At 31.3% G+C, this 11757-nt stretch carries 11 protein-coding genes; 1 reads left to right on the top strand and 10 read right to left on the bottom strand.

Annotated features, from left to right (window positions below):
• Positions 1-37: 37 nt before the first annotated feature.
• The 8 genes from MR285_RS05825 to MR285_RS05790 form a co-directional block, all read right to left on the bottom strand.
• Entirely contained in the window at positions 38-2485 is a 2448-nt protein-coding gene (locus tag MR285_RS05825) for an FAD-dependent oxidoreductase (protein WP_293558965.1), read from the bottom strand.
• Entirely contained in the window at positions 2482-2781 is a 300-nt protein-coding gene (locus MR285_RS05820) for a metalloregulator ArsR/SmtB family transcription factor (protein ID WP_293558963.1), read from the bottom strand. The genes MR285_RS05825 and MR285_RS05820 overlap by 4 nt, the downstream gene beginning before the upstream one ends.
• A gap of 226 nt (positions 2782-3007) precedes the next feature.
• Positions 3008-3463: an SsrA-binding protein SmpB gene (gene smpB / locus MR285_RS05815; protein ID WP_293558961.1), complete on the bottom strand. Its 456-nt coding sequence runs from the start codon at positions 3461-3463 to the stop codon at positions 3008-3010.
• Positions 3456-5558 (bottom strand): ribonuclease R, encoded by a 2103-nt coding sequence (gene rnr / locus MR285_RS05810; protein WP_293558959.1) that lies wholly within the window; start codon positions 5556-5558, stop codon positions 3456-3458. Before rnr ends, smpB begins: the two co-directional genes overlap by 8 nt.
• Positions 5558-6730, bottom strand: a complete 1173-nt coding sequence (locus MR285_RS05805) for a D-alanine--D-alanine ligase family protein (protein WP_293558957.1) — start codon at positions 6728-6730, stop codon at positions 5558-5560. The genes rnr and MR285_RS05805 overlap by 1 nt, the downstream gene beginning before the upstream one ends.
• 4 nt (positions 6731-6734) lie before the next feature.
• Positions 6735-8288, bottom strand: coding sequence for a UDP-N-acetylmuramoyl-tripeptide--D-alanyl-D-alanine ligase (gene murF, locus MR285_RS05800; protein ID WP_293558955.1), 1554 nt, complete (start codon positions 8286-8288; stop codon positions 6735-6737).
• 9 nt (positions 8289-8297) lie between these two features.
• Complete coding sequence (locus tag MR285_RS05795; RefSeq protein ID WP_293558953.1) at positions 8298-9068, bottom strand: alpha/beta hydrolase; 771 nt, start codon at positions 9066-9068, stop codon at positions 8298-8300.
• A complete protein-coding gene (locus tag MR285_RS05790) occupies positions 9055-9516 on the bottom strand; it encodes a hypothetical protein (protein WP_293558951.1) in 462 nt (153 codons plus the stop codon). The genes MR285_RS05795 and MR285_RS05790 overlap by 14 nt, the downstream gene beginning before the upstream one ends.
• Before the next feature lie 106 nt (positions 9517-9622).
• Here MR285_RS05790 and MR285_RS05785 point away from each other — a divergent pair, with 106 nt between their 5' ends.
• Positions 9623-9862: a glutaredoxin gene (locus MR285_RS05785; RefSeq protein ID WP_293558949.1), complete on the top strand. Its 240-nt coding sequence runs from the start codon at positions 9623-9625 to the stop codon at positions 9860-9862.
• A gap of 40 nt (positions 9863-9902) precedes the next feature.
• On the opposite strand, the gene MR285_RS05780 is transcribed toward MR285_RS05785, so the two are convergent.
• Both MR285_RS05780 and MR285_RS05775 read right to left on the bottom strand, forming a co-directional pair.
• Positions 9903-10799, bottom strand: a complete 897-nt coding sequence (locus tag MR285_RS05780; RefSeq protein ID WP_293558947.1) for a hypothetical protein — start codon at positions 10797-10799, stop codon at positions 9903-9905.
• Positions 10800-10974: 175 nt separating this feature from the next.
• The coding region (locus MR285_RS05775) for a 3D domain-containing protein (protein WP_293558945.1) at positions 10975-11757 on the bottom strand (783 nt) is incomplete at its 5' end.

The following is an 11757-nucleotide window of genomic DNA, read 5'->3' as shown; positions in this document are numbered from 1 at the left end:
TGTTCTACAACCTCAGCAAATTTTTTAGTTATTAAATTTATATAAATAAATTCATATTAGAGTTGTCATTATCTGAAAGCATTGTTGCAACTCCACCTACTTCTACTCCATCAATCAATTCTTCTTTTGAAAGTCCCATTACATCCATAGACATTTGACAAGCTGTCATTTTAACTCCTGCTTTTTGAGCATTTAATATAAGTTCTTCTAAAGATGAAACTCCCTTATCCTTCATTACTTTTCTTATCATTTTTGATCCCATTCCAAAGAAATTCATCTTAGATAGGCCAAGTTTTCTCGAAGATTTTGGAAGCATCTTTGAAAACATATTTGACATAAAATCTTTCTTAATCTTTGGAGCCTTTTCTTTTCTTAATATACTTAGACCCCAAAATGTAAAAAACATATTTACTTTATTTCCCATTGCTGCAGCACCTGTGGCAATTATAAAAGAAGCTATTGCTTTGTCTAAATCTCCGTCAAATATGATCATTGTCTTTTCTTTAATATTTGTGGCTTTTTTTTCTGCCTTTTCTACGCCTTTGCCCTTTTGAATTTTTGCAGAAAATTTCCCTTTATCAGCACTGCTTTCTATTAATGTATTTCCTGTATTGTTTGCCCATGATTTTATATCTCTAGCAAAGCCTGGATCTGTTGCCAAAACTTCTATTATTTCCCCAGGAGATAGATTATTCATTGCTTCTGATACTTGAACTATTGGACCAGGACATGAAAGTCCGCATACATTTAATATTTTTATTTTTTTATTATCATCTTCATTTTTATTTTCAAAGTTTTCAAATTTATCCTGTTCTGTTGACAAATCTGAATATTTTGAAGACTCTTCTATATCTAAATAAGTTCTATAACCACCTAAAATATTATGAGCTCTAAATCCCTTTTGTTTTAATATTCTCTCAGCAATATAACCCCTTATTCCAACTGCACAATAAATTGCATACTCTTTATTTTTATCGAGTTCATCTACTCTATTTCTAATTTCAGTAAGTGGCATAGATATAGCTTTATCCATCATCCCTGATACTTGCTCAATTTTTTCTCTAACATCAAGTATAGTGTATTTTGATTTATCATCTTTTAATTCTTGTAATGTAATTGGTTCAGTAAGTCCTTCTAATATATTTGTCGCCAAATATCCTGCAAAATTAACTGGATCCTTAGCACTTGAATATGGCGGAGCATATGCAAGCTCTAACTTACTTAAATCATATACATTTCCTTTAAAATATATTGTCGTTGCAATTGTATCTATTCTTTTATCCACTCCATCATAACCTACTATTTGAGCTCCTAAAATTTTACCATCTCTGCCAAAAATTAATTTAATAGTCATAGGAAGTGCCCCAGGATAATATCCCGCATGAGACATTGGGTGAACTAAAGAAATATAATAATCCTTTTTATACTGGTATCCCTTTTTATTTAGTGACTTTTCATTTAAACCCACCGTTGCAACAGTCATATCAAATACCTTTGCAACACTTGTGCCCATAGTTGCTTTATAAGTTTCTTCTTTTTCTCCTAAAATATTTGATGCAACAGCTCTTCCCTGTTTATTTGCAGGTCCAGCAAGAGGAATCATAGTGTCTGTTCCTAATATAAAATCTTTGACTTCAATTACATCTCCAACAGCATAAATATTTTCATCAGATGTTTTTTGAAATTTATCTACTTTTATACCGCCCTTTTCGTTTAATTCAAGTCCAGCACTTTTTGCAATTTCACTATTAGGTCTAACTCCAATAGATAAAATTGTCATATTCGTTTCTAATTTTTTTCCAGATTTTAATTTTATAACTTTTCCTTTATTTTCTGTCCCTTCAAATCCTTCACCAAGTAAAAGTTTCACACCTTTATCTTCTAAATGATTTTCTAAAATTTTTGCCATATCTCTATCTAACGGTGGCATAACTTGATCTGACATTTCAACAATAGTAACTTCTAGACCCTTTTCATATAAGTTCTCTGCCGTTTCAAGCCCAATGAAGCCTCCTCCAACGACTACCGCTTTTTTAGGTTTTTCTTTTTCTATAAAACTATAAATTGCATCAACATCTGGAACTGTCCAAAGTTTAAAAATATTCATTTCATTAATTCCTTCTACATCTGGTATAAAAGGACTTGATCCAGTCGATAAAAGTAATTTATCATAATTTTCTTCGTATTCTCTTCCACTTGTGTAATCTATGATTTTAACTCTTTTATTTTCTTTATCTATTGATAGAACTTCATTTTCTGTTCTAATTTCAATGTTGTACTTATCTTCAATAGATTCTTTAGTAGTTACAAAAAGAGAGTCCCTTTCTTCAATTGCACCACCAATATAATATGGAAGACCACAATTTGCAAAACTTACATATTTTCCTTTTTCTAAAAGAAGAATCTCTGCATTTTCATCAAGTCTTCTAAGTCTTGCTATTGCCGTCGCACCGCCTGCAACTCCACCAACAACTATTATTTTCATTCTGCACCTCTCATTATTACTTTTACAATGGAAATTACATCCTTTCTTTCCACTGAATAATAAATTAAATTTCCTTCTTTTCTTGCTTCAACTATTCCTAAATCTCTAAGTTTTGATAAGTGTTGCGATAAATTTGATTGAGTAACATCCATACAATCCACTATTTCTGTTACATTTTTTTCTCCTTCATTAATCAATTTATCAAGTACACATAATCTCACTGGATGAGCCATTGCCTTTATTAAACTTGCTCTGTCTTTAATTATTCTTTTATGTTCTTCAGTAACTTTTTTCAAAATCAATGCACCTCGAAAATTCACCTATATTAGAATATTAGCAAATTCTAATATAGGTGTCAAGTTAATTAAAAACTTATTCTTTATATTATCTTATAATTATTTAATTTTCTTTACTTTCGATTTAGGTCAAAGATAGTTCCTAAGTAGATTAATCTTCTATTTAATCATTCAAAAATAATTAATACTATAAACGCAAAATATAAAATCATCATATAAAAAGCACTCAGTATTTGAGTGCTTGTCTTAGTTTCTTGTCTGCTTCTTTTTTCTTCATAGTTTCTCTCTTGTCCCAGAGCTTTTTACCCTTTGCTTTTGCAATTAAGACTTTAACCTTGCCCCTTTTTAGATAAACTTTTAAAGGGATTATTGTGTAACCATCTTGAGTCTTTACTTTTTCAAGGCGAAGAATTTCATTTTTATGCATTAAAAGTTTTCTCTTTCTCATTGGGTCAACATTGTAAATATTCCCCTGTTCGTATGGAGAAATGTGCATTCCATATACAAAAATTTCGCCCTTATTTATGTCGCAATAGGAATCCTTTATATTTACTTGTCCCTTTCTTATTGATTTTACTTCTGTTCCGAAAAGTTCAATGCCCGCTTCATAAGTGTCCTCGATAAAATAAAGGTGGCTCGCTTTTTTGTTGTTTGCAATTGCGTTATCATTTTCTTTACTCATCTTCATCACCTACTAATTTAAAATCAATATTTCCCATATTTAAATCTACATTAATAACTTCAATTCTTACTTGGTCTCCAATGTGAAATTCATCTTTTGTTTCATAATCAATAGCCTTGTAATTATCCACGTCAAATTCGTAATAGCCGTCCATGGATCTGTAACTAACAAGTCCCTCGATTAAATTATCAAGCTCTACAAAAATTCCAAAACTTGTGATACTTGAAACTCTGCCAACATATCTTTCTCCAATGCGTTCAGACATATACTCTGCCATTTTAATGTCTTCAACTTGTCTTTCTGCATCCTGTGCAATTTTTTCCGTCCTAGAAACTTGCTCTGCAATTTCTGGAAGGACTAATTTTAAATTTTTTATTATCCCCTTAGATAGTGTTCCCTTTAGATGTCTTTTTATAATTCTGTGGATTGTGAGATCAGCATATCTTCTTATTGGAGAAGTAAAATGTGAATAATAGTCAAAGGCTAATCCAAAATGTATGTCATTTATTTCAGAATATCTCGCCTTTGTCATAGATCTCAATGTCATTGTGGAGATGAACATTTCCTCTTTGGTGCCCTTTGCCTTTTCGAGAACTTTTTGCACGTCCCTTGGCTCGACTTTTCCATCAAAATTTATCATATATCCAAGTGGTCTAAGGTAGGCATTGAGTTCAGAAATTTTGTCTTCCTTAGGTCTTTCGTGAATTCTATATAAAAATGGAATGTGCTTGAAAAAATATTCCTTTGCGACGCAGACATTTGCCATTAACATAAAATCTTCAATAAGTTTGTTGGCAGACCTTCTGTCTTTCTTGTGAATATTTTGTGGCCATCCATTTTCGTCAACTTCAATTACTACTTCTGGTATGTCGAAGTCAATTGCTCCGCCTTCTTCTCTCTTTTTTTGTAAAATTTGTGAAAGTTCATACATATTGTCCAAAATTTTTTCAAGTCCAACTATGGATTCATGAACTATGTTTTTTTCCAAATAATCGGATACATTTTCGTAGACAAGTCTTTTATTTGAATTTATTACGGATTCACAGATTTCATATTTTACTACATCGCCACTTTTATTTATCTCTGCAATAACTGAAAGAGTAAGCCTATCTACACCCTCATTAAGTGAGCATATGCCATTTGAAAGCTCAAAGGGTATCATTGGTATTACTTTATTAAGTAAGTAAACTGAGTTGCCCCTCTTGAATGCTTCTTCATCTATTGCCCCAAACTCTTGGACATAATGTGCTACATCTGCAATGTGAACACCTAAAATGTAATTTCCATTTTTAGAAATTTCTAGGGAGATTGCATCATCAAAATCCTTTGAGTCCGCTCCGTCAATGGTAAAAATTGTTAAATCTCTAAAATCTCGCCTTCCCTTTATTTCATCAGCACTAACCTCCTGCGGCAAACTCTTTGCTTCAGAAATAGCCGCCTTATTAAATTCCATAGGAAGTTCAAGGGACGCCGCAACAGACATTATGTCTACATGAGGATCATCTGGATAACCTAAAATTTCTAGGATGCGACCCTCTGGTTTTTTGTTTTCCTCTGGCCATTTCTCAATTTTTACAACTACCTTTTGACCATTTCGCGCTCCATTAATTTTTTTCTTTGGAATGTAAATATCCATTGCCATTTTACTCTCGTCTGTAATTACAAATCCAAAGTCCCTCTTTTCTTGAAAAACACCAACAAATTTTGTATTCACTCTCTTTACAATGGCAAGCACTTTTCCCTCAGGTCTATCGCCAGAGGAATCTTTGTACCTTCTGACAATGACTTCATCGCCATTAAGTGCAAAATTTAGATTGTTTTTTGATATATAAATATCTTCGTCAAGATTTTCCGTTATCAAAAATCCAAAACCCTTTGCATTTGTTTGAAGTTTTCCGTAAAAGAATTTGTCATTATCGACAACTCTATATTTTTTTCTAGAGTCTTCAAAAATAAGTCCTTCACTTTGTAGTTCCTCAACTATTTTTAAAAACTGTTTCTTTTCTTTATTTTTAATTTTAAATAGCTTTGTGAGTTCGTCCTTTGACCTTGGCTTCGAATTTCTAATAATTTCTAAAATCTTTTCTTTAATCATTAAATTTTTGCTCCATAACTTGTCATATTAAATAAATTTGAATCAATGGAATAATTATTTTCTGCTCTTTCGCTATGTCTAGTCTTACCAAGTTCAATTAATTTTGTAATTAAATCCTTAATCTTTAATCCATCTACTTCGTAAAGATAAAAGGCAATAGAACCTGGAAGAGTGTTAATTTCATTTACATAAGCCTTTTCACCATCAACTAAAAAGTCAATCCTTGCAACTCCAGCTCCATCAATTGCAATAAAACTTTTCTTTGCAAGTTCTTTAATTTCTTTTTCAAGACTTGGTGTCAACTCAGCTGGTAGCTTTTTGTTTTGATGCTTTTGTGATGACTTTGCACCCTTTGAACCAGAGACATATTTATCTTCGTACTTCAAAAGATCCTTAAATCCTAGAGGTTCTTCTGCTGCAGAAACTCTAAGGTCATTTTCATAACCAAGGACTGCTACATTTATTTCCCTTGGGTTTACCACTGCTTCTTCTACAATTATTTTTCTATCGTAATGCGCTGCAACTTCAAGTGCCTTTGAGAGGTCAAGGGCATTTTCTACTCTTGAAATTCCAATAGATGAACCTAAATTTGCCGGCTTTACAAATAGAGGATATTTCAAATCCTTGCATTTTTCAACAATATTTTGTAAATTTTTGAGCTCTTCTTTGTAAAAATACTTATATTTTGTCATTGGAATATTTTCTGATTCAAAAACTTTTCTCATAATTACTTTATCCATGCCAACAGCTGCTGACATTACGCCACAACCAGTGTAAGGCATTCCCATAAGTTCAAAAAGTCCTTGAGTGCATCCATCTTCGCCAAAAGTTCCGTGAAGTGCAAAAAATATTGCATCAATTTTTTCATAAACTTCAACAGAATCGTACTCTGGCTTAAATAATTTCTTTTCGTTGTGCTTTACAAAGTAAAGATTTTTGTCGCCATAAATTGGCTTGAAAAAAACTTCAACTCCATCGTGAAAGTCCTGATTTTTGTAAGATTTAAAATTTTTTAAACTTTCACCAGAAAGAAATTTGCCGCTCTTTGTAATATAAATTGGAATAGGATTGTATTTTGTCTTATCCATATTTTCAATAATTTGCATCCCTGTAATGACAGAAACTTCGTGTTCAACGGATCTACCTCCGAAAATTACTCCTATGTTTTCCATAATCTCACTCCTCATTGTAATTGTCAGGAAGGTCATTTTCAAAGAGAACGACATCTCCTGGCAAAGAAATCTTTGCTAGTACCTCAGTAGCTTCTGCTAGTGAAGAAACTCTGTAAATATTATCTTCATCAAAATTATTGTTTTTTAAACCTTCGTAAATTGGAAGTGTTCTCTTTTTCCCAACTAAAATTACAAAGTCGAGGACACCTGCCATTACTTCGCCTATTTTTCTGTTTTCACAAATTTCCATATCGCCAAGTTCAACCATGCCCGGCGTAATAATTATTTTTCTGTGATTTTTAAATTCTTTAAGAACATCTAGTGCTGCCCTAAATCCAACAGGGTTTGAGTTAAAAGCATCGTCAATAACTATTGTGCCATTTGTCGATGGTAGAAGTGAAAGTCTGTGTTCCACTGGCTCAACCTTTTTTATTCCCCTTTGTATATCTTCTAAGCTAAGTCCAAGCACATATGCTGCAGTTGCTGCTGCAAGTAAGTTTGAAATATTGTGTGCCCCAAGAAGTTTTGTATCGCATTTTATTTTTCCCACATTCTTGATGTGGAGCATAAATTCAGAACCAGTTTCATTAACTTTTATATAGTCAGCATAAACGTCTAATTTTTCAAAATCCCTTGTACCATATCTATAAGTTTTCTTTAAAGTTTTATCCGCAAGAGGCTTTACATAATCGTTGTCGTAGTTAAATATTGCAATTCCATCTTCAGGCAAATCTTCGATTAATTCATACTTAGTCTTTTGAATATTTTCGATTGTCTTAAAAAGATGCATATGAGTTGGCCCAATTGCAGTAATTATTCCAATATCAGGTTGCACAAGTTCTGCTACTTCGTGAATTTCTCCAGGCATCTTGGCTCCAAGTTCTGCGATAAAAACCTCTGTGTCGCTTTCAAGCTCATTGTTTATAATTTTTGAAAGCCCCATAGGCGTGTTAAAGGAAGATGGAGTGTTTTTAACCCTAAGTCCTTCAGACAAAATTGTATCAGATATAAATTTTACAGATGTCTTTCCAAAGGATCCCGTTATTCCTAAAACTTTTAATCCCTTTGCTTCTTTAAATTTTTTAATTTTAGCTTGCGCAGAATTATAAAATCCCATGTTGATTTTGTCTTCAGTTGGCTTTGCCCACATATTTGTCAAAATCAAAATTCTATATTGGAAAAAATAAACCAAAAAAGAAAATAAAATAGTCGAAAGTGCTGAAATCGCATAAGATTTTGTAACATCAAATAATAAAAGAGAAATTACAACAATGATTACGAAAAAAATAAAATTTACAGCTTTATGCTTTTTTAAAAGTCTCTTCGCTCTATCTGTCCAAACAATAGGAGTTTTTTGATTTTTCTCCAATTTATAGACTAATTTATTCATCTTTTCTTTGTTGTTTTTCAAAAATGTCTTGTACTCGTCATTGTCATATCCTTCAAGTTGAAGCATATGAATGGGAAAATTACTCCTAATTAAAGAGTAATAAAGCGCCACAAAAATGACTAATAAATCTATTATATAAATAGGTAGTTTCACTAAAAAAATTTTCATCTAAATCTCCTAATCTAAAAAGGAATTAATAACTGCACTAAATTGTCCAAACTTATCTAGATATGAATAATGACCAGCATCTTCTAAAACCACAAGTCCAGAATTTTTTATCTCTTCTTCAAAAATCTTACCCATATAAAGAGGCGTTGCATCGTCTTTGTCGCCCCAAATGAGAAGAGTCTCTGCTTCGATATTTTTAAACTCTTCTCTTGTGGATTCATTTACAACTTTTACAAAGCATTTTCGCATAATTCCATCTGCCGCCTTATAGTCGTCGGATCCGTGATTTTTATAAAATTTTGTCAGAGCTTTTTCATCGTTGCCATGAGTTAACATATATAATTTTTTTGCAGCTTTGAAGGAATATACCTTTGTATAATAAGAAAGTTTTCTCTTTGGAATAACTCCAGATGCGTCGATAATCACTAACTTGTCTACTAGGTCTTTATTTCTCGCGCCTAAAATTGTAAGAGTTTTACCTCCAAAGGAGTGTCCAATAAATGTAGCCTTTTTTATGTTAAATTTTTCTAAAAATTTTAACAAGAAACTATAATAATCATAGGTTCCCATTACATCTTTTGGCTCCTCACTGTCGCCAAAACCCGGTGCATCATAAGCATAAACTGTGTAATGCTCTGGGATGGCATTAAAAATTGGCATAATTGATTCAATATATGCTCCCCATCCATGAAGAATTACAACGATTTTTTCGCCGCCATCTCTTTTTATATATGCAGTTTTTATTCCATCTATGTCAATAAAATTTTTATTTATTTTCATCTTCATCTTCTTCTATAAAAATTATGCAACTATCATCTTCTTTATTTAAATTATCATTAAAATCTTTTTCCACATAAAGTCCGCTAAAATCATTTTTATCTTGATCTTTGTCTAAATTTTTTTCTAAATCTTTTTGAAAAGTTATACTAGAACTTTCGCTTAAATCAAGACCCATTTTTAGTGAAGAAATCCTTGAAGTGTGTCTTTCGATTTCTTTTAAAGTTTCATCAACGTCAAGATCTGACTTTTCACCCTTTAAAATATTAAATTCATGACGACCAAGGGATTCAAAAAGTTCAGATAACTTTCTCTCTTCGTTTAAAATTTCGTATTTTAACCTTGCCGTTTTCTTTATTTCCTGTGATTCACTTACAATTTTTTTCTTCAAATAATTTAAATTTTCCATTATTTCATTAACATTGCCATCGAGACTGTCAAAAAATCCCACAATATCACCTCGAATCTATGCTATTATATCAAAAAACGGCTACCTTTTAAATACTGCCCTTGTTTTCTTTACCATTAATTGGGTAAATTAAAATTGGAGGGATATTATGGAAAAATTAACACTTTATGTAGGAACAACTTGTCCATTCTGTAAGAAAGTTGAATCTTTTATGGCAGATAATGGCATTAACTCTGTGGAAATAAAAAACATTGATGAAGACAAAGAAGCTCGCGAATATTTAATTGAAAAGGGTGGCAAAAAACAAGTGCCATGTCTATTCATTGGCGACAAGCCTCTTTACGAATCTCTAGATATTATAAAATATTTAAAGGAAAATGTAGCCTAATTTAATTAATAAAACGCAAAAAAGACAGGTGATTTATATTTCACTCTGTCTTTTTACTTTTCCTTTTATATTTGCTTTTCTTTCTCTTTTTTCGCGATAGCAAAATATTTTTGCTTTTAGAAATATTATAAGAATTTAAAATTAAATTAATTACACTACATAGCATAATTATCTTTATGATAAATACTCTTGGAATAAAGTAATTTGTCATAATTATAAAACTAATTAATGTAAAAATATCTACAAAATATTCAAAATGCATTACTTTTGAAACAATGGTATTTTCTGAAAATTTTAAATTCGCACTTAATACATTCAAAAAAAATAATATCATAATAAAAGTGTAAGTAACAATGGAAATATTAATGCTTGCAGTAATAATATATATTTGAAGCATAAAGTACATTGAAAAATTTAATACCAATAATGCTATCTCGTATTTTTCTATTTTAAATTCCTTAGTTTCGTAAAGATTTTCTATATCCCACTCTTCTGTGAGTGCCTTTAAAATTTTTGTGGTTTTAATCTTTTCACAAATCCAAGAAGGTAGTAAACTTAGGACAAAAATGCTTATTACGATTGTCTTTAGTAAATCAAATAAATTTGCACTCGCAAATCTTTTGAAATAATTGAAAATAAATAAAAAAATTCCAATTAACGCAGACATTGAAAGCATCTTCAAAAAGGCTACGAAAATTTCATAGTTTTTTCCACTTAAAAGAAATCTGCTTCCTTCAGTATAAGTTGTTGCAAATTCGTAGGGATTTCCAATTTTATTTAATTCTTTTTTTATATCATCTTCCGTATAAATTTCCGGAAGTCTATCTCTCAAAATTTCTAAAAAGTCATCCCTTGCATCTTTTTGCTTGTCATAGGGGATGTATCTTTGCAAATAATAAATATATCTATCGACGAGTTCATGTTCTACTAATTTCATAAAATCATCCTCATCTATATTATAAATTAAATAAAGGTTTTTTTAAATGATGAACTCTTATTTTTTTAATTTTATTATTTTTAGATTATAATTCTTCTCAGTATTTTATTTCAATATTGGGAAAATTACATATTTCTAAACCTTATATTAAAAAAAGTCCTATTTCTAGGACTTTTTAATCAAGTACATAAACTTTTACATTTCTTCTGCCAAATCTATTAGCCTCAGCATTTGAATTGTAAAATAAATCAATTCTATTTCCCTTTATTGCTCCGCCAGTATCTTCGGCTGTTGCATAACCATAACTTGCGAAACCATCCATTGATTCAATATAAAGTTTTGAACCAAGAGGAATAACTCTAGGGTCGACGGCAACTGCTCCAACTCTTGCACGAGTTCCCATAGCTGTCTTTGAACCAGCTGTTGGATCATAAGCAGTGGCTTGCATTACTATTACTCTCTTTGCATTTTTCCCATTTGGAGTTGCAACAGCTTTTTTTGTACCAACTTCTACAACTTCCTTTACAGGATTCTTAGTAATTTCGCTTTTTAAAACTTCTGTTGTTTCAAGAACTCCGTTGACATAAGTGTTCTTTAAACTTTCAACCTTTTGTCCAACTTCGCCATTAACAATTACATTTTTTTGTCCTTCAAGCATTTCTGCGTTTTCACGATTTTCTGTTTCAAAAGGAATTTCTATTTTGTTTTCAATATTTTCAACTACTACTCTGTCGATTTGAATTTCCATTCCTTCCTTTGCAATTTCATCAAGAGGAAGAGAAACTCTGTCTAGCTTGTTTAACTTTATATTCAAATTTTCAAGTACATCAGCAACTGTGTATCCATTTGCCTCAGCAATCAAAATCTTGTTGCCATCTTTAATGTGATAGGATTTTGGTGAAGTAATCATTACCTTCATATCCTTCTTAATCTCTTGATCAACACTTGGACTTACAAC

Origin of the sequence: Peptoniphilus sp., from assembly GCF_022767005.1 — a bacterium.
GTDB lineage: Bacteria > Bacillota > Clostridia > Tissierellales > Peptoniphilaceae > Peptoniphilus_A.
The sequence above is the reverse complement of the archived record's forward strand: the minus strand, read 5'-3'. Positions and strand labels throughout refer to the sequence as shown.